The sequence below is a fragment of the Halomonas sp. ALS9 genome (assembly GCF_001651035.1).
Lineage (GTDB): Bacteria > Pseudomonadota > Gammaproteobacteria > Pseudomonadales > Halomonadaceae > Vreelandella.
Genome location: NZ_LXRG01000032.1, coordinates 1 through 26,108 on the forward strand (window position 1 = coordinate 1; position 26,108 = coordinate 26,108).

Below are 26,108 nucleotides of genomic sequence, written 5' to 3' on the forward strand. Positions count from 1 at the left end.
GTTGGAGGAGTGTCCAACTTTTGGGGTGCAGTTCAGTAACAGCGGGGGTTTCGGTTATTGCCTTAGGGTTGCTACGCAAAGCTGGCTGACTAATCCAGCACCGTCACCTCACCAGCGATAGCTCACTTTGGCACTGATTTCACGGCCTGGATTGTAGTAGTCAGCGGTACTGGAACCGACCACATGCTGCTCGTCGAGTAAGTTGCTAACATTGACGGCCAGATCGGCGTCTTGGGTTAATTGGTAGCTGAAGGCCGCGTCAAACAGCGTTGCTGCACTGCTCTTGGACGTATTGGCGACATCAAAGTAGTAAGAGCCAACGTAGCGGGCGCCGAGACCAACACTCATATCCTGGCTTGGCAAGGTATAGTAGCCCCACAGCGAAGCCGTATGTTTGGGTGCAGCAGTAAACTCATTGCCCTCTCTGGCGGCGTTGCTGTCGCGCACCACTTCTGACTCCATATAAGAGTAACCACCGGCCAAGCTGAAGCTATCGGTCAACTCAGCCTTCGCTTCCAGATCAAGGCCCCGCACCCGGGATTCACCCACGGTTTCCCGTTCGATAACGCCATTGTCCTGCACAACCGCGATAGTGACGTCATCCCGAGTCAGGTCATAGATAGCCGCCGAGAACAGCGCATTGGTACCAAAGGGGGCGTATTTCGCACCAATTTCGTACTGTTCGCCCCGTTCTGGCTCAACGCCAATCGTAGGCGGTGCGACCGACTCTACCATGCTGATATAGGTCGAAATTTCGTCGGTAACGCGATAGGTCAATGCACCGCGGAGGGAGTTCTCAGAGAAGTCATCGGAATCGGTGACGCCGGCCATGTTGGTGCTGGATACGTCCATCGAGTCGTTGCGCACGCCCGCGGTCACAATGAATCGATCATAGAAGGACAAATTCTGGGTCAGGAAGACCGACTCGGTGGTGAAGTCCTGCTCGTTGCTGCTATAGACGTTGAGGCTACTCGGCGCACCGCTATAGACGGGATTTGCGATATCAATTGAGGTCGCATCCCCGTAAAACGAACTGTCTTCGGTGGAAGCATCTCGATACTCGACACCCACGAGCGTGCTGCTATCAACCCAGTCAAAACGGGCGTCGTACTGCAGGATCGCGTTGCCGATCAGCTCCTGGGCTTCGTTGTCGGTGCCAAAGTAATCGCGATCCACCACGCTGCCTACTCGCGCTGCAGAGTCAGTGATATAGACGTAGCCGAAGTCGTCGGTCAGATCGCTGTAACGCAGGTTACCGCGCAACGTCAGGCCGTTATTGAAATCATGGGTAAGCTGCCCGGTGAGGCTGGTGCGCTCAACGTCGTGATAGTTGAAACCAGGCTCACCAAAGAAGTCGCTGCGATCATACTCCCGGTCGAGTGGGTAACCACCGCTATTGGGGGTATCGTCACGCTTCAGATAGTCGAAAATAACACTCGCTGAGGTGTACTCAGTTGGCTCCCAGGCTAGACCGCCCATCAAGAAGCCATTGTTGTCTTTGGAGTGATCGTATTCGCGATCGCTGTCACGGATAGTACCGGTGAACCGGTAGGCCACTGTCTCATCAGCGTTCAGCGTGTCACCCACATCAACACCGGCCTCTTTTGCGTCGAATGAACCGTAGGAGAGATAGCCCTCTCCAAAACGCTCAAACCTTGGTCGTTTGCTCACAAAGTTGACTGCGCCACCCGGATCCGCCGGGCCAAACAGAGTGGAGTTGGCGCCTCGCAACACCTCAACGCGCTCATAGGCGTAGGGCTCCTCACGGACACCGCGCATTGAGCCTAGCGTCAGCCCGTCACGGTAGGTGGTGGCCTCGAAACCGCGGATTTTGAAATAGTCGTTCCGGTCATCGGTGCCGTAATAATCGGTGAGAATCCCTGGGGTATATTGCAGCACTTCCTCGGTGGTGGAGGCGTTGCGCTGCTCAATCTCTTTCTCTGTGATCACCGACACGGAAGCAGGTGTATCGAGGATACTGGTGGCGACCTTGCCGCCCACCCACAGTTCTTGGGCAACTACCGAGTTAGCATCATCATCAGCGTAGGCCTGGGCGTTGACGATAATGGGGGCGAGGCGATATCCCTCATTGTCGTCACTGCCGTCGCCGGTTTCCTGTGCGTTCCCGAGCATGGGAACAGTCACCAGCGTCGTGCCGCACAGAATGGCGGTAGTGGTCTGCTGCCACCGTACCCGACTTGCGTTGCGCCGGACTGTGCTATTGCTATCAGTCATGTTGAAGATCCCTAGAAATGAATAAACCCAACCTGCCCGCCTTGTGATTTTCTTTTGAAAGGCCGGGAGAGTATCCGAAGCTAGCATCCCCGAGTCAAGAGTGATAATGTCAATCACAATCATTTAGTTAAACTTTTGGCAAGAATTGCAGTACACCATGCGCCATCCAGCCTACTCGTCATATATCCAGACACTGCATGCTTACTTAGCGGTGAGGATTGCTCGTTATCAACGTCTTTAGCTTTTGGAGAACGCTATGGCACTGTTCCATAGAAGTCTGGGCGTTTGTGTAGCGCTTATCGCTGCCTGCAGCCTCAGCGCGGCACCGGTCGGCGCGCAACAATATCCCCTTGAGATCGAGCACGCCCTGGGCATTACCGTGCTGCCCAAAAAGCCCGAACGGATCGCCACCGTGGCCTGGGCCAATCACGAAGTGCCGCTGGCGCTAGGCGTGGTGCCGGTGGGCTTTGCCGCCGCCAACTTTGGCGACGACAATGGCAACGGGCTACTGCCCTGGGTGGAAGCCCGGCTTGAAGAGCTTGGTGCTGCGCCTCCTGCCCTATTCGATGAAGGCGACGGAATCGATTTTGAGGCCGTGGCAGAACGTCAGCCCGACGTGATTCTTGCTGCCTATTCAGGGATTAGCCAGTCTGACTATGACACCTTGAGCCAGATTGCCCCGGTGGTCGCCTACACCGAAGGCCCTTGGGCAACCGGCTGGCGCGATATGATTCGAATTAACAGTGAAGGCATGGGCATGGCCGCAGAGGGCCAGGCGCTTATTGAACGACTTGAAGCGAAGATTGCAGACACCGCTGCAAACCACTCTGACCTTGCGGGTAAGACGGCTATGTTCGTCACCCACCTTGATCCCACCAACCTGGGGCGCATTTCGTTCTATACCGACAACGACGCACGGGTGCGGTTTTTCCATGACCTGGGGCTGACCTCACCCGAGGTAGTAAAACAGAACTCTACGCCCGGTAAATTTGCCGGCGAGATAAGTTCTGAACTGATCGATGAACTCGATGATGTGGATATTCTCGTCACCTACGGTGGCCAGCCGCTAATTGATCAGCTTTCAGCCCACCCGCTCACCTCCCGCCTGCCGGTGGTAGAAAACGGCGCCGTTGTTCTGCTCGGCAACAGCCCGTTGGGCACGGCGGCCAACCCTACCCCCATGTCGATTTCTTGGTTGCTGGACGATTATGCAGACCTGCTCTCCGAAGCCGCACGTAAGTCAGAGTAATAGCGTCACCGAGAATGAACTTAGCATCAGCAAGCTACGTAAAACATTGGCTCCTCGCTTTGCAGGCGGCTTACTACTGTTGGTTTTGCTTACCCTTGCGTTAATGCTTTCTGTCGCGTTCGGCACCCGCGAAGTAGGCTGGCCGGAAATAGCCGCCGCGCTAAGCGGCCAGGTTGAAACCATTGGGGATGCCGCCGTGGCTAGCCGCCTACCACGCACCCTGCTTGCCATTCTCGCCGGGGCCGCGCTCGGCATTTCCGGCGGCGTCATGCAGGGCCTGACCCGCAATCCCCTCGCTGATCCCGGTCTTTTAGGCGTCAACGCTGGGGCGGCGCTGGCGGTGGTGATTGGCATTGCCTGGTTCGGCATCGAAGAGACGACCCACTACATCTGGGCAGCGCTTTTTGGGGCCGGGTTTACCGCCGTCGCGGTTTACGCAATTGCCAACCTAGCTCGGGGCGGGGCCACTCCACTGAGGCTGGCGCTTGCAGGTGCTGCCACCACCGCAGCGCTAAGCTCGCTTGTCACCGCCGTGATCCTCCCACGCGGTGATATCGCCGGGCTGGTGCAATCCTGGCTAGTGGGCGGTGTAGGCGGCGCCACCTATGACCAAATCCTGCCCGTACTACCCTTTCTGCTTGCCGGGTTTGTTATCACGCTATTGGCGGCGCGTAAGCTCAACCTGCTAGCGCTAGGTGACGATACCGCTGCCGGGCTGGGTGAAAAGGTGGCTTTGGCCAGAGCTATGTCGGCGCTGGGGGCGGTACTGCTATGCGGGCCGATCACTGCAGTGTGCGGCCCGATTGGTTTCGTGGGGCTGGTGGTACCGCATGCCTGCCGCCTGCTGGTAGGTGGCGACTATCGCTGGCTGCTGCCCTTCTCCGCCCTGGGCGGCGCGGCACTGCTGACGTTTTCAGACGTTGCAGGGCGGCTGGTGGCCCATCCATCCGAGCTGGACGTGGGCATCGTGACAGCTTTTATCGGCGCGCCGGTGTTTATCTGGATTGTGCGCAACCGCAAAGTAGGTTCGCTATGAACCCGCCGCCCCTCAACGCGATCAGCCACTTTGGCCAAATACGCAGGGCGAATGCAAAGCGCCGCTTTCGTATGCTCACAGTACTAACCGCCTGCCTGCTCGCGGGCGTGACGTTAACCCTGATGCTGGGGCAGTCCTTTACGCCACTTTCCACAGTGCTACGGATACTTGGCGGCGCAGATGTACCGGGCGCTAGTTTTACTGTGCGTGAACTTCGCCTACCACGGGCAGTGGTTTCGGTGCTAGTGGGCGCATGCTTTGGTCTGGGCGGCATCGCCTTTCAAACCATGCTGCGCAACCCGCTGGCAAGCCCAGATATCATTGGCATTAGCACTGGCGCCAGCTCCGGCGCGGTATTTGCCATTGTGGTGCTCTCGCTAAGCGGCCCGGCGGTTTCAGTGGTGGCCATCGGCTCAGGGCTGGGCGTCGCCCTGCTGATCTACGCGCTCTCCTGGCGCCAGGGGGTAACTGGCGGGCGGCTGATTCTGATCGGCATCGGCATGGCCGCAATGCTGCAAAGCGTTACCGCCTACCTACTAATGCGCGCGCCCAGCTGGACGCTGCAAGAAGCTCTGCGCTGGATAACGGGTAGCGTCAACGGCGTTCAGTTAGGTCAGGCGCTGCCGCTGTTAGTCGCCCTCCTGCTATTCGGTGGGCTGCTGTTAAGCCGCCAGCGCGATCTTGAGACCCTGCGTATGGGCGACGATCTTGCCGCGGGGCTTGGTGTTCGCTTGGCCGTTACGCGAATCATCGTGGTGATCTCTGCAGTGGCCCTGGTGGCATTTGCGACGGCGGTTTCAGGCCCGGTGGCGTTCGTAGCGTTTCTTTCCGGCCCCATTGCCGCACGGCTGATGGGGCGTAACGGCTCGCTACTCATTCCCTCGGCGCTGGTGGGCGCCCTGCTCGTTCTACTGGGCGATTATGCGGGCCAGTTTTTGTTACCCGCCCGCTACCCGGTAGGCATCGTGACCGGCGTGCTGGGAGCACCCTATCTGATTTATCTGATTATTCGCGAAAATAAAAGCAGAGGCTCCCTATGAACGCTTCCTCGCTTCTCGCCCAAGGCCTGGTGGCAAGCTACGGGGATCGAACAGTCCTCAATGACGTTAACCTGACAGTCTCAGCGGGACATACCACCGCCATCGTTGGCGCCAACGCCTGTGGAAAATCGACACTGCTACGCGTGCTTTCGAGGCTGCTCGCGCCGGAGCAAGGAGAGGTGTTGCTGGACGGCAACGCCATTCACCGACTCAACACCCGACGCCTGGCGCAACAATTGGGTTTTCTTCCCCAATCGCCCATCGCGCCGGAAGGTATTAGCGTGCTTGAACTGGTTAGCCGCGGCCGTCACCCTCATCAAGGGTTGTTTAAACGCTGGAGCACCGCCGACGAAGCAGCCGTCGCCGAAGCACTGACCGCCACGCATATGACGGAACTGGCCGAGTGCGCGGTAGAAGAACTCTCCGGCGGGCAGCGCCAGCGCGCCTGGATCGCCATGGCCCTTACCCAGCAAACCAATGTGCTGCTGCTTGATGAGCCCACCACTTTTCTGGATATCAACCATCAGATTGAGGTGCTCGATCTTCTCACCGACCTCAACCGGCAGCGCGGAACCACGATAGTAATGGTGCTTCACGAACTCAACCTGGCCGCCCGCTACGCCGACCAACTGGTCGCCATGGCCAACGGCAAGGTTTACGCGGTAGGCCCGCCGGAAAACATTCTGACCGAACAGATGGTGCGCGACGTATTTGGCCTGGAAAGCCGCGTCATCAAAGACCCCGTCACCGGCAAGCCGATGATGATACCGCTAGGGCGGCATGGAGGGCCTAACTCAGCGAGCCCCGACAGCGGCACGTCCTTTGATGATTGAGCGGGCAAGCATCAGGTACGCCACCGAACCGCAGGCAGCCATGGCCAGGATAACCGCTCCTAGCGTATGCGGCAGCAAGGCAGACAGTGCACTCAAAACCCCGGCGATACCGAACTGGGCAGCGCCCAGAAGTGCTGCGGCAGTTCCACTGCTGGTGGGAAAGAACTCTAAAAAGCAGGCCTGTATATTCGGCGAGATCGCCCCTATCGAGCCGATGGTCAGCATCATGGCAAGCAGGAAAGCGTACAGCGGCCACTCCATGAAGGCAGCCATCACCAACAAGACGATGCCCACTGCCTGACAGCCCGTCGCCAACTGCAGGATGCGCAGCGACGACAACCTGGAAAGCAGGATTCGATTGAGAATATTGAAGATCAGCATCGCGACGATGTTTGCAGCAAACAGCAGCGAAAAGCTAGAAGGCGACTGACCGAAGTGCCCCTGATAGATAAAGGAGGCGTAGGTGATGAACATCATCAGGGTAGAAAAAGAAGCGGCCTGCCAAACGATGAACGGCAGGGCTGGCTTTGTCGACAGCACCAGTTTGTAACGCGCCAGCAGGCTCATCTGAGGGCTTTTCGTTCGCGACACCTTGCCCGTGCCGGTAAAGAGCACCCGCACCAGCAATGGCACCAGCAGCAGCGCGTATGCCGCCAAGGCAAAGAAAATAGTGTGCCAGGAACCCAGCAACAGAATCGCGCTACCTACGCTCGGCGCAATGCCTGGCGCCAACACCATGATAAAGCCCATCATTGAGAACAGTTTCGCAGCGTCGCGGCCCGCCACCCGGTCGCGCACTAATGCCGGTACTGATACCAGCGTCAAACCGGCACCAATGGCCTGAATTGCCCGCCCACCGAGTAGGGAGTTCAGGGAATCCGACATTCCAATGGCAATGCTTGAGAACGCAAAAATCACCAGCCCGCTCATCAGAACCCGCTGCCGTCCGTAGCGATCTGAAAGCGCACCGCCAATTAACTGACCCAACGCCAGCGCAAAGACATACACCGACACACTCAACGATACCGACTGCTGAGAAATCCCCAGCGATTCGCCGATGACCGGAAAGGCCGGTAGGTACGTATCCATGGAAAACGGGCCCAGCATCATGGTCAATGCCAAGCTTAGCACCACAATAAACGGCGTTTTAGATTGGGTCATAGAAGCTCGCGGTAACAGGACATAATGATGGACAACATCATTGATATGATAACGACGATACTCGCTGATTGAGTGGCGCTCTTAATCAACGTTTTTCAGTTACTCTCCGGCAACGTGATAGCACCTTTAAGATAAGGCGCCACGCGGCCTTTGATAATCACGCGCTCGCCTTCCAAGATGCAGCTAAGCGTGCCTTTGCGGGCACCGCCCTGGCGTGCGGTTAACGTTTGCTTGCCTAAACGTCTAGCCCAATACGGCGCAAGCGAGGTATGGGCCGAACCTGTAACGGGGTCTTCTTCCACGCCCACCTTAGGGCCAAACCAACGGGAAACGAAGTCCACATCATAGCCTTTAGCGGTGACTACCACACCCCGCCCCGGCAGCTGTTTAAGCTGCTGCATATCCGGCGCTAACGATTCGATCAACGACACATCATTGATCACCACCACGATATCGTCAGAGATTAGCATCTCCTCAATTTCAATGCCGCCGAGCGCTGCCGCTACCTCAGCGCGTATTGCCAAGGGTTCAAGCGTTTTAGCGGGGAAATCCATCGCCAGTTCGTCATCCTTACGCTTTACTAATAGCGGCCCGCTGCGGGTCTGAAATTGCAGTATTTCTGAGCTATCGCCTAATACATTAAAAATTACCCATGCTGCCGCCAACGTGGCATGACCACATAAATCCACTTCCACCGCAGGGGTAAACCAGCGCAGGTGGTAGCCTGTTTCAGTCGGCACAAAAAAGGCCGTTTCGGACAGGTTGTTCTCCGTGGCAATGGCCTGTAACAGCGCATCATCCAGCCACACTTCCAGCGGGCAAACTGCTGCAGGATTGCCTTCAAAGGGCTTAGAGGCAAATGCATCTACTTGGTAAAGATCAATGTTCATCACAGATAGCCTTTCTAACGTCAGAGGTCACTTCGGGCGCGGCGTTCAACACATCAACTGCCACAATTAACTTTCCTTCAGCAGTATAAAATGCTCAATCAACCGTATCATTAGCGTTTTCTGATCAGGCAAGCTTTCAGCCACTAACAACGCTAGCGCCACCAGGGTATTGTCGTTGATCAGTTGCTCGACGGGCCGGGCCAGCAAGGCCGCATTGCGGCGCAGGTACCATAGAAATAGAAACGAACCACAGCGCTTATTTCCATCGGCCAGTGGATGGTTTTTGATTACGAAGTAAAGCAAGTGCGCCGCACGGGTGGCCACGTTGGGGTAAAACAGCTCGTCGCCAAAGCCTTGCTCGATGGTGGCTAAAGCCGACGTCAAACCGTCGCCTCGCACCTGCCCAAACAGTTCGGTTGCCTCACCTTTGGCGATTAAGGTTTGCTTTAACTCACCAATAGCCTTCAAGGCTTCTTCCAACTCTAGCGAGTGCATACCGGGCTGCTTAATGTTTAGCTCAGCTAATTGCTGCTCATCGTAGCCTTGCAGCAAGCTCCAGGAACGAGCGTAATCGCTAATCACACGCGCTACGGCCTCGCCTTCTGTTGAAACCAAGCCTTGATTGGTCAAGGTACGGCTGAGCAAATTCACCGCCTGCTCAAACTCTATGCCACGCTCGGTTAAGCGCCGCTGGTTCAAGGTATAGCCGTGAACCAAGTGGTCTTTTAACACCTGAGTGGCCCACTTGCGGAATTGGGTGGCACGCTTGGAGCTAACTCGATAACCAACGGAAATAATAGCATCGAGGTTGTAGTGTTTGATGCGGCGTCGAACCTGGCGCTTGCCCTCTTGGCGAACTACTAAGAAATCCTTAGCAGTTGCCTGCTCGCTCAGCTCTTCATCTTTAAAAATATTCTGCAAGTGCATAAGAACGTTTTCGGATGTTGTCGCGAACAAGCTCCCCATCTGCGCTTGGCTCAACCAAGCGGTCTCCTGCTCCAGCGTCACCTCTAGGTGTGCTTGCCCATCTTCACTGGTAAATATCTGTATTTGCTGGTCATTCATAAGTGTTGCCTCCAGATTTACATCAAGCCTTATGCATCCCTAAAGCAAGCATCACTTAATGCAGCAACATGCACCTTCACCTACCAGAGCAAATACTCAAGCGCGCTTATCATTAGAGATTAAGTAAACCTTAGCACAAAAACTGTTTATTTATACAGATAAGACTTAATACCCCATCCCATTACACATGGGCCCCTTGAAGAGGACGTGGCTCTTAGTTCTGGGACATCTTGGACTCAACGCATAAATAGGAAAGCACCATCTCGACCGCATGGGCACGCCGCTCAAGAAGCCAGCCCGGATCAGCCAGATCCTGCTCGAAGATGATGGATAGCGTATCGCGTTGATTGATGTGGGTGATGGATAGCGACAAAATCGAAATGTAGAGCTGGGTGGGATCCACTGCCGGGCGGAACATCCCTGCCGCCTCACCCCGCTCGAGAGTGTCCCGGATCATGCCTACGAGCGGCGTCGTTTGCTGGACGACCTTGCTCGATTTACGCAGCATGCGCCCACCGAGCAGGTTTTCATTGCGTACCAGGCTGGTGAACTCGGGATGCTCGGCCATGTGATCAAACGTAAATTCCACCAACGCGCGCATACCCGCAACAGGCTCAAGATTGCCTAGGTTGAGTTCCTGTTCCTTGGCGCGCAACTCCTCATAAACCCGTTCGAGAACAGCCAGATAAAGACCTTCCTTGTCATTGAAGTAGTGATAAGCCATGCGCACATTACAATCGGCTGCACGCACGATACGCTCCATGCGAGCGCCATCGTAGCCGCGTTCGCAAAACTCTTGAGTCGCCGCTTGAAACAAGCGCTCGCGTGTTTCATGCGCATTACGGCGGTTTTTGCTCCCGGTACGGGCATTTTTTTTCACATCAAGCGCTTCGCTTTTCATCATGTACACATCCTTGTTCCTTTCGGTGCTATAGCCCTAATGCAATACCATCGCTGCGGGGGTCATGGGCCGCGTAAAAGCCTTTCGCCGGATCGATAACGACCGCGCCGGGGTGGCCTGCCAGGGCACTCTGTGCGGGTAGCGGGCTCACCTGATGGCCACGCCGGGTTAACTCAGTAAACACGGCCTTTCCCGCATCTTGCTCCAGCTTTAACGTGTCACGACCATCGGAAAAGGTACGCCCCAGTAGAAAGCGCGGTGCTTTCAGCGCACTGAGTGGATCCATGCCATAGTCTATCAAGCGGGTCAGCACGGCAGCGAGGGTTTGCGGTTGTCCATCAGCGCCTTGCGTACCGTAAAGTAAACGCGGCTTACCATCGACACGATACATACCCGGATTCAGGGTATGAAAAGGTCGCTTTCCGGGGGCAAGCGCATTCGGATGAGCAGGATCAAGGCTGAACGCCGCACCGCGGTTATGCCACAAAATCCCCGTATCACCGACGTTGACGCCGCTGCCCCAGTCGTAATAAATCGTCTGCAGCATCGAAACGGCATTACCGAAACGATCAGCCGCCGCCAGATAAACCGTATCACCATGCTGGTAAGTAAAGGGCCAATCCAGGGCGTTCCCCGCGTCTATCTTGGCCGCCTCCGCGTCGAGATGCGCTGGAGACAGCAACCTGCCAAAAGGTATTGATGCAAAGTCGGGGTCGGCCAGGTAGGTATTGCGATCCAGAAAAGCGCGTTTTACCGCTTCGACCAATAGGTGGTAATAGTCAGCGCTGCCCTCCTCGATGTTGGAGAGATCGAAACGCGCCAGAATGCCCATGATTTCCAGCGTGGTCATCCCCTGGGTGGGCGGCCGATGGGCCAGCAGCTCGCCACCCCGGTAGGGCACCGACAGCGGCGTTTCTATTCGTGCTCGGGTAGCCGCCAAATCAGTGGCCGTGAGTGGAGACCCTGCCGCTGCCAGCCCGGCGGCAATTTTCGCCCCTAACTGCCCTTCATAGAAATCCCGGTAGCTGCGGGTCGCAATGGACTGCAGTGAAGCAGCCAGCTGTGGCTGGCACAGTTTTTCGCCCTCATGAAGCATCTTCCCGCCTGGCATGAAGAGCTCTCGCACGCCCGGCATCATTGTTATTTCATCGCGACGAAAATCAAGCCAGAAGCGCTGCGATGGCGTCACCGGGAAGCCCTCTCGCGCTAGCTGTATCGCAGGCTCCAACAGCGCTGCCCAGCCCATTTGGCCGCCACAGCTCTGACGGGAAATCTCATGCGCCTGCCCCCAGGTATCGACCGTGGCAGCCGTGGTTAACATGGAACCAGGCCCCCGCGCGGGCAATTGGCCAGACACTTCCAACTTGGCCTGTGGCGCCTGGCCAATGCCTGACAGGGTTTGCACACCCCCCTTTGCATCCGCAATGATCATGAAGGCATCTCCGCCAAGGCCGGTGAAATGCGGATAGGTCACCGACAGGCAGGCCCCCATGGTGATCGCCGCTTCAACCGCGTTGCCCCCTTGACGAAGTACCTTAAGACCCGCTTCTGTTGCCAGCGTATGGGGACTGGTCACCACCCCTTCATGGGAATGCGCCAACGCTGATGACGTTATGCTAATAGCCATTGCTACCCTCCTTATTTGGGCTGTTTAGCCGCCATACACCATATTGGGTAACCACATACTGATCGCAGGAATATAGGTCAGCAGTATCAAGGCAAACAGAGCAATGCCAATAAAGGGCAAGGCACCACGTACCGCCTGGACGTAATCGACGCCGCTGATAGTGCCTGCCACAAATAAGTTGAGACCAAACGGCGGCGTGAACATGCCAATCGCCCCGTTCACGGTCAGCACTGCTCCCAGATGGACAGGGTCAATACCAACGCGCAGGCCCACCGTGTAAAACAGGGGAGCAAGAATCACCATAATGGAGGAAGCATCAAGGAACATGCCGGCAATCAGTACCGTCACATTGATCAGCAGGAAGATATGGTACGGATTTTCGGATAACGACAGGATAGCGTTGGCCAACATCGCCGCTAACCCATTACTGGAAAGAAACCACGCCAGCACCGAGGCAGCAGCGAGAATAATCATTACCTGAGCCGTTGTGGTCGCCGCCTCAATCATGCTTTGGAATAACTCTGCAAAGCTCTTCTCACGATAAATCAGGGCTGAGACCAACAAGGCATATATCACTGATACCGCAGCGGCTTCAGTGGGCGTAAAGATACCCAGGTAAATCCCGCCCAAAACGACGAGAGGAACCCCTAACCCCCACGAAGCATCTTTGAATCCCAGCAACACTTCGCCCCAACTTGGCGGCTTCATGGGGGTGACACCGTCTTTCTTGGCGCGGTACCAACAGTAAGGCAACAAACAGGCGGCGTATAATAAACCGGCTCCCACTCCCGCCATAAACAGCGCACCCACTGATACCCCAGTGACAGCCGCGTAGACGATCATTACGACCGAAGGCGGAATGATGATGCCCAGTGAACCGGCAGACACCAGCACGCCAATCGAAAATTGACCGGAATACCCCTCCTTGCGCATGGCCGGATAGAGCAATGAGCCCACCGACACCACCGTGGCCGGGCTCGATCCGGAAATAGCACCAAAAAACATACTTGCTGATACCGCCGTCATGCCCATGCCACCGGTAAAACGCCCCACCAACAAGTTAGCCAAGCGGATGATCCGCTGCGATAGCCCACCCGCACTCATCAAACTACCGGTGAGAATAAAAAAGGGAATCGCCATCAATGGAAACTTATCCAACCCGGCAAACAAGCGCTCTGCCACGATGGCCAAAGGAATATGGCTAAAACTCCCCATCGCCACCGTGACGGAACCCGCCAATGCAATAAAGATGGGCGTTCCCACTAACATCAACACAGCTAATAGAACCAGAAATGTAATAACCATGCTTTTATCCAACTTGATCAAGGTGGGCAGAGGCTTGCTCTCGACCCAGCAACGTCCGGAAGAAATGCTGGGTAAATCGAATGCCCATTAAGAGAGCGCCCACTGGAATGGCCAACTGAACGATCCACATGGGCGCTTGCAGAGCAGAGCTCACCTGACCAAACCGATGGGTTTGCTCCGTTAACTGGAAACCGTAAAACACCAGGAAGAGGCAAAAAGCGATAGAAACCGCATGAACGAGCAACGCTATCCATTTCGCCAACAGTGGAGGGCTAAACCTGTGCAGAATATCGATGCCAATATGGATCCCTTGCCGCGCAGCAACACTAGCGCCAAGCAGCACCATCCATACAATTTGGTAACGAACCAACTCCTCCGCCCATGAAAAGCCATCGTTGAACACATAGCGTGCAATGACGTTGGCGAAAAGAATGAAAGAGGCAGATAAAATCAGCAGGCCAATCAAAACCTCCTCGGCACGCGATATTAAGCGATCAAGTTTGCGCATAGCGGACTCCACCAGCGATAAAAACAAGGGAGAAAAAAGGGCCAAAGGGATAACCGATCAGCCCTTTAATGGGTGACGCGCGACTATTGGATATCAGCGATAGCTTGTTCAAACTCCGCCATTAGCTCTGTGCCAATGTCACTGGCAAACGCCTCGTGTACCGGCGCCGTTGCTTCTCTGAAAGCGCTCAGTCGGGCATCATCCAATGTGCTGACGTTAGTGCCACTGGCTTCGATAGTGGCAATGTAATCTGCCTCACGGCGGGCGGTTTCTTCACGCTGGAATGCGGTGGTTTCACGGGCAACCTCCGTCAATAGCGCTTGGTTTTCAGGGCTTAGGCTATCGAACCAACGCTGGCTAAACAGGAATGCATAGGCCAGATAAGCGTGGTTGCTGATGATCACATCGGACTGCACTTCATAAAATTTCATTTGTGTAATCGATACCAGCGGATTTTCCTGGCAGTCGACAATGCGTTGTTGCAGCGCGTTGTAGGTTTCGCCGAAGGCAATCGGCACTGGGTTAGCGCCCATCGCCTTAAACTGCTCCATGATGATAGGGCTTTGCATCACGCGTACCTTTTGGCCCGCGAAATCCTCCGGGCCATTAACGGGTTGGTCACAGGTAAATTGCTTAAAACCACTTTCCCAGAACGTCACCCCCTTCAGTCCCACCTGCTCTACCGTTGCCAATAGATCATCACCGGCCTGCCCGTCGAGAACGGTGTGGGCGACCTCGGGAGAAGGGAACAAGAAAGGCAGGTCGACGATCTGCATAGCCGGAACAAAGCCCGATAGCTTGGCGGTCGGAATAATGGCGGCTTCCACAGCCCCCATCTGCAACTGCTGGGTGACTTCGACATCATCACCGAGGGTGTTGTTGGGGAAAATTTCGACTGAAATCTCACCGCCGCTTCGCTCCGCCACAATGTCCCTGAAGCGCTCAGCCGCCAGGTGTTGTGCACTATCTTCAGGCAAATCATGGTGAAACTTGATATTAATATCGGCGCTTGCCATACCAGTATGTGCCAAAGCGCCCAACGCGAAACTACACGCGAGAGCCTTCAACTTCATGTTCTTAAATTGCTTTTTCATGGTGTGATCCTTGCCATTGCGCCCACTAAGAAAGTGCTTCTTCATGGAGCGAATTAAGTAACTGTTTACTTACTTAATTCACTAAGCAATTATCGTGCCATGTCAAAAAATCAGTGATTCTGCCGCTTACAGAGCGTCTCTAGGCATCAATTCGCACCAAATGTGTGCCAAAAGACTCAATATGGTGCGAATTGATCTAGTGCCATTACAGCGACGGACAGCGATTGGTAAGAACGTGCAGGCATACCCAGGGACTCTTCGTCGCTCAATCACCCGTATTCAATCGCTGACCTCGCCTCTTCTTAGCAGCGATCACGGCCAATATCGCGACGCAGATGCCAACTGCAACGCTAACAAGCGCAAAATGAGGAAGGTTGCTCAGTCGTGCAAAAAGCGCCTCTATCGTCTGCCCGAAAACGTAACCCAGCGTGACCCATACCGTCGCCCAGACCAACGCCGAAACGGCATTGAGCAAGATGAATCGCGGCCAAGGAAAGTCGGTCGTGCCGATGGTGACCGCGCTGGCAATGCGCAGGCCATAGATGAATCGAAATGAGAACACGAAAACGTTCGGGTGAGCGTTGAACGTCGTCAGTACATGCCCTCCCGCTACGCTACTATGGATCGAACGGACGTAAGCGCTGTTGCGCCACCAATGACCAAGCAGGAAGAACACTTGATCCGCGAGGAAGGAGCCCAAAGCGAGAGAACCTACAGCGGACCAAAAGCCGACCAGATGCTGATGCGCGATGATACCGCCAAGCATCGCGATGGCTTCGCCCTCCAGGCTTGCACCCAAGAACAGGCCGAAGCTTCCATAATCTGCCACGAGATGTTCAAACGTCATCGGCGTTCATCCATAAAGTTGCGCTCTGCCATAAAGCAGCTCAGAGTGTGGGCGCTACAGTGACCGCGACCTGCCACTCATTTACTGGTCAGCACTAACCAACGTCAACGCTTATATAAGTAGTTCGACGTGGGTTTCGCCATCACTCTGCCCTGTTGACCGCGGTCGAGCACAGCCAGCTTTCAGACAGAGCTGTGTGACTCTCCGGGCCTGTTGATTCGCTACCGGCAGGCATTTAGATGCCTGAGGCTCCCTTCGCTGTTCGCACCTACTCGACATGCGCCTCTTTAGAAGGAACGAGGTGCAGCACCCCCACCACCACCGAACCCACCACAAAGCCAATCACCGCAGAGCACAGCGTATTGAAGCTCCAACCCAGTATGCCGCCCAAGGCACCGGTCGCCTCGCTAATGCCATGTTCAATATGGTGTACCCAATCATAGGGCGCGTTGTACCAACCCGTCCCATCGGCACCCAGATTGGCCATCAGGATATGCCCACCCACCCAAAGCATGGCGATGGTGCCCACGACCGAGATGGTCGCTAGTACCTTGGGCATGGCCGTCACCAGGCCACGGCCCAGTGCCTGTATTGCCGAGTTATCTCGCTGGGCAAGCGTCAGGCCGATATCGTCCATTTTGACCAACAGCGCTACCACGCCATACACCAAAATTGTGATAACCAACGCCACCACCACCAGGCTCGCCAACTGTGACCAGAATCCTTGATGGGAGACCGTGGCAAGTGCGATCACCATGATTTCGGCAGACAGAATCAGGTCAGTTCGAACGGCGCCACTCACGATCTTTTTCTCGGCTTCCGGCCCCTTCTCTACCGCTGGCTTTTCGTCATCATGCCCGCCGGAGAGCTTATGCCAGACCTTCTCTGCGCCCTCAAAGGCCAGATAGGTACCGCCCACCATTAATATGATCGGCAAGAGAGAAGGCAAAAAGTGATTCAGCAGCAGCGCCACCGGCAGGATAAAAATCAGCTTGTTGCGGATCGACCCCAGCGCGATCTTTTTCACAATCGCCAGTTCACGCTCCGCTGTTACCCCCTGCAAATATTGCGGCGTCACCGCCGTATCATCGACCACCACCCCGGCCGCCTTCGCCGTCGCCCGCCCAGCGGCGGCACTGATATCATCCAGTGATGCTGCGGACAACTTCGCCAATGCGGCAATGTCATCCAGTAATCCTATCAAGCCGCCTATGGCCATGGTTGCTTCCTCCGTGAATAACAGGTGCAGATAGTAGAGCACAAAGAGGCTGGGTAAGAGCACCAATAAGAGTAGTTATCGGGCACGATAGCCCAGCAATGCTGCTTCGATATTGGCAACTATCGATATGCTCTAGAAGCATTGTGATGGTAGGTAAGACTCCAACCGATAAAGTGCAGGTAAGTTTATGAATACGTCTTTTCATCTCAACCTCGACCACGAGCATTTAAAGTGCCCTATGGGTTCTTTAAGGTTTATAAATGATTTATCAGCTTGGCACATTACCAAAGCTCGCTCATAATGAGCAGTTAAAAGCTCACAGAGATCCTTAAGGGTCTTAAAGTACTCAAAAAATGGTGCGGCAATGAAACGGGCACGCAGCTACTCTCGCGTCACAAAACAGGCGCTCTCGATCCTCGGCAAGCTGATCAAGGCTGGCCGTTTGGAGCGCAAACTTACGGCTACCGAACTGTCGGAACGCGCAGGCATCACCCGAAGAACCCTCCGCAATATCGAAAATGGCGAAGCCGGTTCTGAGATCGGCACCGTCTTCGAGGTTGCCGCACTCGTCGGCGTCCGTTTGTTCGATGTTGACAAACGGACACTCGCGATGAACAACGCCCATCTAGAAGAAAAACTAACGCTGCTACCTAAGAGCGTCCGCCATAGTAAGCAGGAGGTCGATGATGATTTCTAAGCTTACTGACCACAAAGAGGCCTATGTCTGGATTTGGCTGCCTGGAGAAACGCACCCCGTCGTGGCCGGCCGCATCACACAGAACGGGAACAACTATGGCTTCAACTATGGCTTCAACTATGGCGCCAGCTATTTGGAGCGTGATGCCGCGATACCCATCTATGACTCAGAGCTTCCGCTCCGCCGCGGCCTGATCGAACCGGCCGCTGGCTTGGCAATGGCCAGTTGCCTTCGTGATGGCTCGCCAGATGCTTGGGGCCGCAGGGTTATCATCAACCGTCTGATGGGTGCCAAGGCAACCGAGACCGAAACCAGCGATATTAACGAACTCACCTACTTGCTTGAGTCGGGATCGGATCGAATCGGTGCACTCGATTTTCAGCATTCCGCCACGGAATACGTTCCCCGCCTCAAGGCAGAAGCGTCCTATGAGGAATTGCTGGAAGCGGCCGAACGGATCGAGCAAGGCGCCCCACTGACACCCGCGCTCGATCAGGCGTTGAACCACGGCACATCGATCGGCGGCGCCCGCCCCAAAGCCCTGATCGATAACGGCAAGCACAAAACAATCGCCAAGTTCTCTTCAAGCACGGACATTTACAGCGTCGTGAAGGCGGAATTTATCGCCATGAAGCTCGCGGCTTTGTGTAACCTCAATGTTGCCCCTGTCTCGATGATCTCGGCGGCTGGCAAAGACGTGCTGCTCATAGAACGCTTTGACCGCCTCAAATCAGAGGCCGGCTGGCAGCGCAGAGCAATGGTGTCGACTCTGACGATGCTTGGCCTTGACGAAATGATGGCGCGCTATGCGTCTTATGAAGATCTTGCCGAGATCATCCGTCACCGCTTCACCAAGCCAAAGGAAACGCTGAAAGAGCTGTACGGACGGATCGTTTTTAATATCCTATGCGGCAATACGGACGACCATGCTCGCAACCATGCCGCATTCTGGGACGGCGAGATGCTTACCTTGACCCCTGCCTATGATATCTGCCCACAAGGGAGAACCGGCAACGAGGCGACACAGGCAATGCTGATCAAGGGTGAAAACCGTATGAGTACGCTGCATAGCTGTCTCATGGCCGCGCCTGATTTCTTGCTCAATGAAAAAGAAGCCAAGAGCATCATCGATAACCAACTCGCAACGATTGCCAGTGAATGGAAGGAGCTCTGCGAGGAAGCCAAGCTAACCGAGACCGACCGGAAGCTCTTTGTCGGTCGGCAGTTTTTGAACAGCTATTGCATTGAAGGCCTGGGGGCCGAACATAGCGCGCTACGTGAAGGCTTTGAGTCTGCGCGGGCACAGTTGCTCTGTTAAAAAAGTTGCTCGGTTAAAAAGGCAACCAGTTGCGCTGTTCCGAAATACAGATGAGCCGATTGCCTATCTATTCAAATCATATTATGAGCCGATTAAGATTTTTATTCGGCTCATAGGCCAGTGAGGTGGATTCTTAGAATAGAGAGGGCAGTCACTTAGACTGCCCTTTCGTTTCATGCGTGAAGCGGGAATACGGAAATGAAATCAGTGTCAGCGCTTACCTTCAATGCGTAGCGTCGCCACTTCATCTAGCGCCAAGCCTGCCGCTTCAACGATGGCCAGAGCATCGAAGATGGCGAAACTCCAGCAACCCAGATTCAATGCCCAACAACCTGGGTTTCTCCATTTCGGCGGCCCGGTTTGAAAGCATGTGAACTAGCCGCGCAAGCGATGATAAAGGCGGCGCCAAGCAAGACCACCAGAGCCCAGGGGAAAGCACCGACACCCCATGAATTAAGAAGCATACCGCCAGCTACTCCACCGCCAGCAATCGCAGCGTTCCATGTCACCACATTCATGGAAAGCGCCACATCGGCGCCACTTCCAGCAGTATCGGCCAACGCGGTTTGCAGCAGTGTGGCAGCACCGCCGAAGGTGACGCCCCAAACCGCAACGCCGGTGTAGACGACAACAGGATTTTGAGTATTCAAACCAAAGATGAAGGCGGTTATCGCGAAGGCGGCAAGGCTTGCGAGTACCGTGACCCGCAAATGTCTGTCCACGAGTTTTCCCGCAATCCAGATACCGACAAGCGACGCTGCACCAAAGGTTAATAGCACCAGATCAATCCGTTCGCCGAGTCCCGCCGCCCCCACAAACGGCGCAATATAGGTGTAGAGAATATTGTGGGCCAACATCCACGTTAAGACCACGGCAAGCACTGGCCGCACGCCAGGGGTGGTAAAGACTTTTCGCAATGGCATACCCTCGCTGGCGGACTGTCCGGGATAGTCTGGAACCTTGGCAATGACCCATACAATCAACATAAGCGTCAAAGCGGACATGACCCAGAAAGCGGTACGCCAGCCTGCGACCGACCCCATGTAAGTTCCAAGAGGCACCCCTAGCGATAACGCAATGGGGATTCCGACCATCGCTACGGCCATTGCACGCCCTTGTTGATGCGGAGCAACCATACGTCTCGCATAACCAGCGAGAAGACTCCAAGCCAACCCGGCGGCAACACCCGCAAAGAAGCGGGCAACTAACGTTAGGCCATAGGTACTGGATAGCGCCGTGACCGAGTTAAAAACGAAGAACCCGATAATGGTGAGTAGCAAGACGTTACGTCGCCGCCAACCACGCGTAGCAATCGTCAACGGAATCGCCGCTAACAACGACCCCAGCGCATACGCCGTCACCATTTGACCTGCCAACGCTTGGCTGATCCCGAGACCTTCACTGATTTGAGGTAACAAGCCCGCAGGCAGCGTTTCTGTCACGATGCAAATAAAGCCCGTCATGGCCAAGGCCAACAGTGCGGACATGGGAAGCTTATCGGTCGCAGCCGATTCCGCCTGAATAGATGAGTAGTCCACAAAAAATACCCTTTCGAAGATAAAGTTTAGCGCTGGGCAGCAGGCACCCAGAGCATTGCGCGAAACATATGTATCGATCGGTATAAATATGCGACGCCAGACAGATTATTGTCAATAAGTTTTGTATCGAGTAGTATATAAGTCACATGTATTTAGTGACGTAATGGAGTAATAAATGGCACAGATGGGGCGTCCCAGAGCGTTTGATCGGCAGCAAGCCATCGAGCAAGCGATGCACCTTTTCTGGGAACAGGGTTATGAGACAACGTCGCTAAGCCAGCTCAAAACTCAGATCGGCGGCGGCATCTCTGCACCAAGCTTTTATGCGGCTTTCGGATCCAAGGAAGCCTTGTTCAAAGAGGCTGTTCAATGCTACCTGGAGAGCTATGCCCGCGTGACAGACGCCCTATGGGACGATGAAATAGCTCCCAGAGAAGCGGTCGAACTTACGCTACGTCGTTCGACGAAAATGCAGTGCGAATCGGGACACCCAAAAGGCTGCATGGTGGCCTTAGGAACCATGAGTGCGCCAAAACATGAGCATGCGCATGTCACAAAGCCGTTGGCCGTTTCACGTGCGCGTACTCATGCCGGGTTTGTACGATGCGTTGAGCGTGGCATTGCTATGGGCGAGCTCGCCGAGAAAGCCGATGCTCAGGCCATGGGGACGGCATTCAGTAGTTTTCTGCTGGGTGTGTCGATATCAGCGAGAGACGGCGTCAAGATATCGGTCTTCAATGCATCTATTACCGAGCTCATGAAATTGTGGGACGCCGCAAGCAATGAGCGGTAGGGATTTTCTCAAATAAAACGTCTCCCGCCCTTTAGCAATTCCCCAAGACACCCAGCCGCTATTCGATCATCGCCGCCATTCGGCGATGATACTGAGAATGGTGAGAAGTAGCTGATTGATTCACGACGCAGGAACGCGCGTCACTCCCGCAACAGATCAATAAAGGCCCGCAGGCTGGGCGGTACATGCCGGTTGTTAGGATAGTAAAGATATAGGCCGGGTATATGGGAGCACCAATCCTCAAGCACCGTCACTAGCCTCCCCTCGCGAATGAACGCGTGAGCATAGGGTTCCGGCACATAGGCAATACCCAACCCATCCGCTGCCGCCTCTACCATTAACTGGCTGCTATCCATTGTCATAACGCCGGGTACGTCAACCGACACATCCTGACCATGCTGGTGGAATTCCCAGCGGTAACGTTTCCCGCTGGGCAAGCGCTGCTTTATGCATTGATGCATGGCGAGTTGGTCAGGTGTTTCGGGGATCGGTTTACCATTTAAATAATCAGGAGAGGCAACGGCGAGGAAGCGCATTTCATCCCCGACGGGAATAGCGATCATATCTTTGGGGACGGCTTCTCTTAGCCTCACCCCCGCATCGAAACCCTGCTCAACAATATCGACCAACCGCCCCTCCGCCACCAGATCAAGCTCAACGCCGTCGTAAAGCGTTAGAAATCGCGGCACAACACGCTGCAGCAACAGGCGAATTGCCCCTTCGCTACCGTTAATGCGTAATCTGCCGGTTATCTTGCCTTCCAGTCTCGAGGCCTCTTCCAGAATGCTATCCAGCTCGCCCAGTAGCGGCCCCAAACGCTGAAGTAACCGCTCACCACTTTCGGTCAACGAGACACTGCGCGTGGTGCGGTGTAAAAGACGCGTGCCGAGTCGGCGCTCAAGGGTTCGCAGAGTATGGCTCAGCGACGAACGGCTGACGCCCATCAAGTCCGCCGCACGGCGAAAGCTGCGATGTTCGGCCACCGCTTTAAAGGCATTAAGATCAGTTAACGTTGGTTTGCTCATTGGTGAATAGCTTTCACTACTTCATCTCAATTGTTGAGTATTCAGTTAACAGTATTACTGGCCTAACGTATCTCCTGCAACGCCCAATCAACCCACAGGAGATAAAGCATGGCTAACACCTGGCTAATTACAGGCACCTCTACCGGCCTTGGCCGCCTGCTCACCGAACGCCTGCTAGAACGCGGCGACCGCGTGGTGGCTACGCTACGCCGTCACGGTGCGCTGGATGACCTGCTGGCCCAGCACGGAGAGCGCCTTTACGTGGTGAACTTCGACGTGACCGATACGCAGGCAATGAGACAGGGCGTAGCGCACGCCTTTGCCGCTTTCGGCCGCATCGATGTGGTAGTCAGCAACGCAGGCTACGGCGTGTTCGGCGCCGCCGAAGAAGCCACAGACGAACAGATTGAACGACAGATCGCGACCAATCTCACCGGTTCGATTCAATTGATTCGGGCGGCGCTACCCCACCTGCGCGAGCAAGGTGGTGGGCGTATCGTGCAGGTGTCGTCGGAGGGCGGCCAGATCGCCTACCCCTGCTTTAGCCTTTACCACGCCAGCAAATGGGGTATCGAGGGGTTTGTCGAGTCGGTCGCTCAGGAAGTAGCGCCCTGGGGTATCGATTTCATTATTGCCGAACCCGGCCCCACTGCCACCCAGTTTGCGGATGCACTGGATCGCACACAGCCGATGCCCCTATATGAAGAGACGCCAGCGGGCGAGCTTCGTCGTGGATTAGCCTCTGGCGCTTTCACTATCAAAGGCGATGCGGCAAAAACCGTTAACCTCATCATCGAAACAGCTGATATGCCCACTCCCCCGCTGCGCCTGGCATTAGGCAGCACGGCCTACCACTCCATTCATAATGCGCTCATGCAGCGGATGAGCGAACTTGAGGCAAACAAGCAGTTAACACTGGCGGCCGATAGCGACGCGTTCATCGAATAACCTGTCCAAGCCCAAAAGATACCAATGAGCCGATTACGGCGCCCTTTCGGCTCAGATGATGAGCTGAATAAGATTCGTATTCGGCTCACATAGGGGGCGTTCGGTTGAGTATATGAATCTTGCGGAGATAAGCGATGAGTCAACTAGCGGGTGGATCAGCGACTGAGAGCGCAGTATTAATACTATTAAAATAAAGACTCTCAATGTAATTACTTAGGCCAAAGCCGCGTCAACACTTGCTCTAAATGAAGCCTATCTGCCCGGCGCTTATCCTCAGAACGCCGAGCCAAATTCTGCAACTTGCGTTTAACACCCGGCAGGTTGCGAGCCTGAGACAGCCCAATCAGATCAAAGTCCGGCTGCTCATCTTCAACGGAAAGCAGAAACTCTCGCGAAGGCTCGTCCATCCACCCACCAAGACGTACCAATAGCCGTTCCCGAATCGAGGGAGGCCGTACTAGAACAGGTTAATCGCCGTTCCGCCCTTCAATGCAAAACGTGGCTCCAGTGACAGTATCGGGAGAATATCTACCAGCAGTTGTACACGATCGGTGTAGCGTTTATCCCAAGTGCTCATCCAAGTCCCTCGGTAGCGTGATCTGATAAGTCGGGTGTAAACGACCACCGGGCATCAGAACGCGTTTACCGCTGCCGAGATCCACCCCATCTAGCGATATTCGTTTGAACCATGCATGCTGGTACCGATCCGCCAAGGCAAGAAATAATCGCTTCGCTTTGATGCTATTGCAGTGGCGTAACAACCCCGTCACGCGCCTTGGGCTCAGTGTTGCCAAACTCTGCATAAGCGTATCGGCTTCGTAGGCCAGCACCGCGCTGGCGGGGCCATCGCAAAGTTCCAGTATCGCGCGCTCTGGTGTAGAACAAACGATGGTTCCCGCCCCAGAAAGCACCTCTTGCCGCTTAAGGCCCTGCTCAAGTAGCTGATCCTTCTGCGTATCCGCAGTGAAATCCGGCAACGGGCAGTCAAAGGGAGGCTTGCCGCAGAACTCAAATCGATCAGGCATAGCCAACTGGCTAAGCCAACCAGACGGTCGAGTAGACCCGTAAAGCGTTATCGTGGCAGCTTCGCCGAGCCGCAGGTAGTGTTCATACCCTTGCATTGCCAACGCGAAGCGCCCGCCAACATATAACGCCAAGCTCTCCCGCTCTTGTAGGCTTCGCACTACGCCCTGCCACTGCAGCCGCCCGCCCTTTCTCAGATAGACACCACGCGCCGGAGACACCAGCCAACCGCTGGCGACATAGCGCGCCACAAGGCTTCTCGAATAGCCATGCGCCTGCAGCCAGCGGCTGGAGACTAAATCAGAGTCTCCCAGGCTGGCTAGCAAGTGGTTTAATTTTGATGTTTTTTGTTCACTTATAGTGAACATAATACGGCTTTCAAAAACCTTGTCCAGTGAATTCAAGGTTTACCAAAAAGCTTTTATGATCACTATGGGTGAGCCTATTGGCTATATCCTGAACTCGCCCCCAAGAGTTGCTTACCCAAGGGATTAAGAGGCTGCCGTTTAGGCCAAAAGGCAATCAGGTTCCGGCCACACCAGCTTGTTTGAAGCGCGCATTAATGATTCACGTCAAACAGCTGTTCACTACTGAATATGAACCATTGCATCAAGTTCTTTCATGGCATGGGAAATGTCTGCCATCATCAGCGCCCAAAAACAGAAAGGGCAGCCACTCGGACTGCCCTTTCATTCTATGTGCGAATCGGGAATACGGGAGTAAAAGCAGATCAGCGCTTACCTTCAATGCGCAGCTTAGCCACTTCATCCAGCGTCAGGCCTGTCGCTTCAGCAATCTGCTCGTCACTAAGCACCTTCAGCTTGAGCAGATTACGGGCTGTTTTCTCAACACCCAGCTTCTCGCCTTTCTCAATACCTAGCTTTTCGCCTTCTTGAATGCCCACTTGACGCTCTTGCTGTGCCCAATTTTCCAAATTTTCTGCCAACATGTCTTTATCCTCCACCAAACTGTTGAGCTGATTGAGGTCGACCTCAGCCCCGAGCCGCTGCAAGTGGCGTTTAAGCCAGCGGGTAATAATCTTGTCGATACGTTCTTTATCGGGATCGGCCTGAATAATCGCCACAATCCGATCAACGGCTTGCTGCAGCCCCTGGCGGTTTGTGGAGGCCTTCTCAATACTGAACACCCCGCTTAGCGGCGACTGTACCAAGCCTAACTGTTCATCAGTATAGCGCCCTTCATCGACCAAATAATAACGCATCCGTGGCTGGTAGACCTGTAGGAGACCCGGCGGTTCCGGGGTGATCATGTCATAGAGGTCTAACGATGCCGTCCAACGCTCCGAGCCGTTATACAGCACCACCGGAAACACCGGCGGCAAGCCCTGGCTGGGCGTGATGACCTTCTGCTTGAATAACTCACTGTAGAAGCAAGCGGCGTAGTGCAACAGCCGAACCGGCATGGTGCGGTCAACCGAAGACTGAAACTCCAACAAGATGTACAGGTACACCTCTTGAGTTACACCCTGCCAATTGATGTTGACTGACCACACCACGTCCTCAATTTTTTCTTCGAACAGCGGCGTAATGTAGTTGCCTCTATGGCTTTTCAAGGTAGAAAAATCCATTAACTGGGCAATCTCAGCAGGCGCAAAGCCTTCGATAAGTTGCTGAACAAACTCAGGATAGCTGAATAGCTCTTTGTATCCGGTATCGTGATGGTTATTGACCATGGAGACCTCTGCCAATCGTTACGAGACAGATTACCATGCTCATCTTCCCGTAATACATCTACA

24 protein-coding genes are annotated in these 26,108 nt (G+C 54.9%); 8 read left to right on the forward strand and 16 right to left on the reverse strand.

Annotated elements, in window-relative coordinates; all coding sequences use genetic code 11:
- Positions 1-108: 108 nt before the first annotated feature.
- Positions 109-2,235, reverse strand: coding sequence for a TonB-dependent siderophore receptor (locus A6R74_RS01095; RefSeq protein WP_064232524.1), 2,127 nt, complete (start codon positions 2,233-2,235; stop codon positions 109-111).
- 256 nt (positions 2,236-2,491) lie between these two features.
- On the opposite strand from A6R74_RS01095, the gene A6R74_RS01100 reads away from it, so the two are divergent.
- The 4 genes from A6R74_RS01100 (at position 2,492) to A6R74_RS01115 (ending at position 6,393) form a co-directional block, all read left to right on the forward strand.
- On the forward strand, positions 2,492-3,484 hold the full coding sequence (locus A6R74_RS01100) for an iron-siderophore ABC transporter substrate-binding protein (RefSeq protein ID WP_064232525.1): 993 nt from the start codon (positions 2,492-2,494) through the stop codon (positions 3,482-3,484).
- Positions 3,444-4,520 (forward strand): FecCD family ABC transporter permease, encoded by a 1,077-nt coding sequence (locus A6R74_RS01105; protein ID WP_064232526.1) that lies wholly within the window; start codon positions 3,444-3,446, stop codon positions 4,518-4,520. The genes A6R74_RS01100 and A6R74_RS01105 overlap by 41 nt, the downstream gene beginning before the upstream one ends.
- A 71-nt stretch (positions 4,521-4,591) precedes the next feature.
- Positions 4,592-5,560 (forward strand): FecCD family ABC transporter permease, encoded by a 969-nt coding sequence (locus A6R74_RS01110; RefSeq protein WP_240488131.1) that lies wholly within the window; start codon positions 4,592-4,594, stop codon positions 5,558-5,560.
- Entirely contained in the window at positions 5,557-6,393 is an 837-nt protein-coding gene (locus tag A6R74_RS01115) for an ABC transporter ATP-binding protein (RefSeq protein ID WP_064232528.1), read from the forward strand. The genes A6R74_RS01110 and A6R74_RS01115 overlap by 4 nt, the downstream gene beginning before the upstream one ends.
- On the opposite strand, the gene A6R74_RS01120 is transcribed toward A6R74_RS01115, so the two are convergent.
- The 10 genes from A6R74_RS01120 to A6R74_RS01165 all read right to left on the reverse strand — a co-directional run bounded on the left by A6R74_RS01120 (position 6,355) and on the right by A6R74_RS01165 (position 17,010).
- On the reverse strand, positions 6,355-7,554 hold the full coding sequence (locus tag A6R74_RS01120) for a Bcr/CflA family efflux MFS transporter (RefSeq protein ID WP_064232529.1): 1,200 nt from the start codon (positions 7,552-7,554) through the stop codon (positions 6,355-6,357). The two genes, A6R74_RS01115 and A6R74_RS01120, sit on opposite strands and share 39 nt — an antisense overlap.
- A 95-nt stretch (positions 7,555-7,649) precedes the next feature.
- On the reverse strand, positions 7,650-8,444 hold the full coding sequence (locus tag A6R74_RS01125) for a PhzF family phenazine biosynthesis protein (protein WP_064232530.1): 795 nt from the start codon (positions 8,442-8,444) through the stop codon (positions 7,650-7,652).
- 66 nt (positions 8,445-8,510) lie between these two features.
- Positions 8,511-9,509, reverse strand: a complete 999-nt coding sequence (gene rhuM / locus A6R74_RS01130) for a virulence protein RhuM/Fic/DOC family protein (RefSeq protein WP_064232531.1) — start codon at positions 9,507-9,509, stop codon at positions 8,511-8,513.
- Between the two features lie 214 nt (positions 9,510-9,723).
- A complete protein-coding gene (locus A6R74_RS01135; protein WP_064232532.1) occupies positions 9,724-10,413 on the reverse strand; it encodes a TetR/AcrR family transcriptional regulator in 690 nt (229 codons plus the stop codon).
- Positions 10,414-10,438: 25 nt separating this feature from the next.
- Positions 10,439-12,037 carry a gamma-glutamyltransferase gene (gene ggt, locus A6R74_RS01140; RefSeq protein ID WP_064232533.1) on the reverse strand — a complete coding sequence of 533 codons (1,599 nt, stop codon included), beginning with the start codon at positions 12,035-12,037 and terminating at the stop codon, positions 10,439-10,441.
- 24 nt (positions 12,038-12,061) lie between these two features.
- Complete coding sequence (locus tag A6R74_RS01145) at positions 12,062-13,342, reverse strand: TRAP transporter large permease (protein ID WP_064232534.1); 1,281 nt, start codon at positions 13,340-13,342, stop codon at positions 12,062-12,064.
- Positions 13,343-13,346: 4 nt separating this feature from the next.
- Positions 13,347-13,850: a TRAP transporter small permease gene (locus A6R74_RS01150; protein WP_064232535.1), complete on the reverse strand. Its 504-nt coding sequence runs from the start codon at positions 13,848-13,850 to the stop codon at positions 13,347-13,349.
- An 83-nt stretch (positions 13,851-13,933) separates the two neighbouring features.
- Complete coding sequence (locus A6R74_RS01155; RefSeq protein WP_082906542.1) at positions 13,934-14,944, reverse strand: TRAP transporter substrate-binding protein; 1,011 nt, start codon at positions 14,942-14,944, stop codon at positions 13,934-13,936.
- A 265-nt stretch (positions 14,945-15,209) separates the two neighbouring features.
- On the reverse strand, positions 15,210-15,791 hold the full coding sequence (locus A6R74_RS01160) for a DedA family protein (RefSeq protein ID WP_064232536.1): 582 nt from the start codon (positions 15,789-15,791) through the stop codon (positions 15,210-15,212).
- Positions 15,792-16,059: 268 nt separating this feature from the next.
- Complete coding sequence (locus A6R74_RS01165; protein WP_064232537.1) at positions 16,060-17,010, reverse strand: DUF808 domain-containing protein; 951 nt, start codon at positions 17,008-17,010, stop codon at positions 16,060-16,062.
- Positions 17,011-17,374: 364 nt separating this feature from the next.
- Here A6R74_RS01165 and A6R74_RS01170 point away from each other — a divergent pair, with 364 nt between their 5' ends.
- Together A6R74_RS01170 and A6R74_RS01175 are read left to right on the forward strand one after the other, a co-directional pair.
- Complete coding sequence (locus A6R74_RS01170) at positions 17,375-17,707, forward strand: helix-turn-helix transcriptional regulator (RefSeq protein ID WP_064232538.1); 333 nt, start codon at positions 17,375-17,377, stop codon at positions 17,705-17,707.
- Positions 17,694-19,025, forward strand: coding sequence for a type II toxin-antitoxin system HipA family toxin (locus A6R74_RS01175; RefSeq protein ID WP_240488132.1), 1,332 nt, complete (start codon positions 17,694-17,696; stop codon positions 19,023-19,025). Before A6R74_RS01170 ends, A6R74_RS01175 begins: the two co-directional genes overlap by 14 nt.
- Positions 19,026-19,342: 317 nt before the next feature.
- Here the strand turns inward: A6R74_RS01175 and A6R74_RS01180 are convergent, their stop codons facing one another.
- Positions 19,343-20,563 (reverse strand): MFS transporter, encoded by a 1,221-nt coding sequence (locus tag A6R74_RS01180; protein ID WP_205634125.1) that lies wholly within the window; start codon positions 20,561-20,563, stop codon positions 19,343-19,345.
- Positions 20,564-20,738: 175 nt separating this feature from the next.
- On the opposite strand from A6R74_RS01180, the gene A6R74_RS01185 reads away from it, so the two are divergent.
- Entirely contained in the window at positions 20,739-21,356 is a 618-nt protein-coding gene (locus A6R74_RS01185) for a TetR/AcrR family transcriptional regulator (RefSeq protein ID WP_064232540.1), read from the forward strand.
- 140 nt (positions 21,357-21,496) lie between these two features.
- On the opposite strand, the gene A6R74_RS01190 is transcribed toward A6R74_RS01185, so the two are convergent.
- A complete protein-coding gene (locus A6R74_RS01190) occupies positions 21,497-22,381 on the reverse strand; it encodes a LysR family transcriptional regulator (RefSeq protein WP_064232541.1) in 885 nt (294 codons plus the stop codon).
- A gap of 108 nt (positions 22,382-22,489) precedes the next feature.
- On the opposite strand from A6R74_RS01190, the gene A6R74_RS01195 reads away from it, so the two are divergent.
- A complete protein-coding gene (locus tag A6R74_RS01195; protein ID WP_064232542.1) occupies positions 22,490-23,329 on the forward strand; it encodes an SDR family oxidoreductase in 840 nt (279 codons plus the stop codon).
- Between the two features lie 209 nt (positions 23,330-23,538).
- Here the strand turns inward: A6R74_RS01195 and A6R74_RS22875 are convergent, their stop codons facing one another.
- From A6R74_RS22875 to A6R74_RS01210, 3 genes are all read right to left on the reverse strand, one after another.
- Positions 23,539-23,736, reverse strand: coding sequence for a hypothetical protein (locus A6R74_RS22875; protein WP_064232543.1), 198 nt, complete (start codon positions 23,734-23,736; stop codon positions 23,539-23,541).
- Between the two features lie 153 nt (positions 23,737-23,889).
- The gene (locus A6R74_RS01205) at positions 23,890-24,720 is read right to left on the reverse strand and encodes a type IV toxin-antitoxin system AbiEi family antitoxin domain-containing protein (RefSeq protein WP_082906543.1); all 831 of its coding nucleotides are present in this window, start codon (positions 24,718-24,720) and stop codon (positions 23,890-23,892) included.
- Positions 24,721-25,082: 362 nt separating this feature from the next.
- A complete protein-coding gene (locus A6R74_RS01210; protein WP_064232544.1) occupies positions 25,083-26,045 on the reverse strand; it encodes an Rpn family recombination-promoting nuclease/putative transposase in 963 nt (320 codons plus the stop codon).
- Positions 26,046-26,108: the final 63 nt, after the last annotated feature.

Excerpts from the sequence above, each read along its gene's own strand:
- ggt (WP_064232533.1), bottom strand. The coding sequence starts at position 12,037 with ATGGCTATTAGCATAACGTCATCAGCGTTGGCGCATTCCCATGAAGGG.
- rhuM (WP_064232531.1), bottom strand. The coding sequence starts at position 9,509 with ATGAATGACCAGCAAATACAGATATTTACCAGTGAAGATGGGCAAGCA.
- A6R74_RS01195 (WP_064232542.1), top strand. The coding sequence starts at position 22,490 with ATGGCTAACACCTGGCTAATTACAGGCACCTCTACCGGCCTTGGCCGC.
- A6R74_RS01120 (WP_064232529.1), bottom strand. The coding sequence starts at position 7,554 with ATGACCCAATCTAAAACGCCGTTTATTGTGGTGCTAAGCTTGGCATTG.
- A6R74_RS01190 (WP_064232541.1), bottom strand. The coding sequence starts at position 22,381 with ATGAGCAAACCAACGTTAACTGATCTTAATGCCTTTAAAGCGGTGGCC.
- A6R74_RS01210 (WP_064232544.1), bottom strand. The coding sequence starts at position 26,045 with ATGGTCAATAACCATCACGATACCGGATACAAAGAGCTATTCAGCTAT.
- A6R74_RS01165 (WP_064232537.1), bottom strand. The coding sequence starts at position 17,010 with ATGGCCATAGGCGGCTTGATAGGATTACTGGATGACATTGCCGCATTG.
- A6R74_RS01125 (WP_064232530.1), bottom strand. The coding sequence starts at position 8,444 with ATGAACATTGATCTTTACCAAGTAGATGCATTTGCCTCTAAGCCCTTT.
- A6R74_RS01175 (WP_240488132.1), top strand. The coding sequence starts at position 17,694 with ATGATGATTTCTAAGCTTACTGACCACAAAGAGGCCTATGTCTGGATT.
- A6R74_RS01170 (WP_064232538.1), top strand. The coding sequence starts at position 17,375 with ATGAAACGGGCACGCAGCTACTCTCGCGTCACAAAACAGGCGCTCTCG.
- A6R74_RS01135 (WP_064232532.1), bottom strand. The coding sequence starts at position 10,413 with ATGATGAAAAGCGAAGCGCTTGATGTGAAAAAAAATGCCCGTACCGGG.
- A6R74_RS22875 (WP_064232543.1), bottom strand. The coding sequence starts at position 23,736 with ATGGACGAGCCTTCGCGAGAGTTTCTGCTTTCCGTTGAAGATGAGCAG.
- A6R74_RS01115 (WP_064232528.1), top strand. The coding sequence starts at position 5,557 with ATGAACGCTTCCTCGCTTCTCGCCCAAGGCCTGGTGGCAAGCTACGGG.
- A6R74_RS01155 (WP_082906542.1), bottom strand. The coding sequence starts at position 14,944 with ATGAAAAAGCAATTTAAGAACATGAAGTTGAAGGCTCTCGCGTGTAGT.
- A6R74_RS01160 (WP_064232536.1), bottom strand. The coding sequence starts at position 15,791 with ATGACGTTTGAACATCTCGTGGCAGATTATGGAAGCTTCGGCCTGTTC.
- A6R74_RS01095 (WP_064232524.1), bottom strand. The coding sequence starts at position 2,235 with ATGACTGATAGCAATAGCACAGTCCGGCGCAACGCAAGTCGGGTACGG.
- A6R74_RS01145 (WP_064232534.1), bottom strand. The coding sequence starts at position 13,342 with ATGGTTATTACATTTCTGGTTCTATTAGCTGTGTTGATGTTAGTGGGA.
- A6R74_RS01150 (WP_064232535.1), bottom strand. The coding sequence starts at position 13,850 with ATGCGCAAACTTGATCGCTTAATATCGCGTGCCGAGGAGGTTTTGATT.
- A6R74_RS01110 (WP_240488131.1), top strand. The coding sequence starts at position 4,592 with ATGCTCACAGTACTAACCGCCTGCCTGCTCGCGGGCGTGACGTTAACC.
- A6R74_RS01205 (WP_082906543.1), bottom strand. The coding sequence starts at position 24,720 with ATGTTCACTATAAGTGAACAAAAAACATCAAAATTAAACCACTTGCTA.
- A6R74_RS01185 (WP_064232540.1), top strand. The coding sequence starts at position 20,739 with ATGGCACAGATGGGGCGTCCCAGAGCGTTTGATCGGCAGCAAGCCATC.
- A6R74_RS01105 (WP_064232526.1), top strand. The coding sequence starts at position 3,444 with ATGCAGACCTGCTCTCCGAAGCCGCACGTAAGTCAGAGTAATAGCGTC.
- A6R74_RS01100 (WP_064232525.1), top strand. The coding sequence starts at position 2,492 with ATGGCACTGTTCCATAGAAGTCTGGGCGTTTGTGTAGCGCTTATCGCT.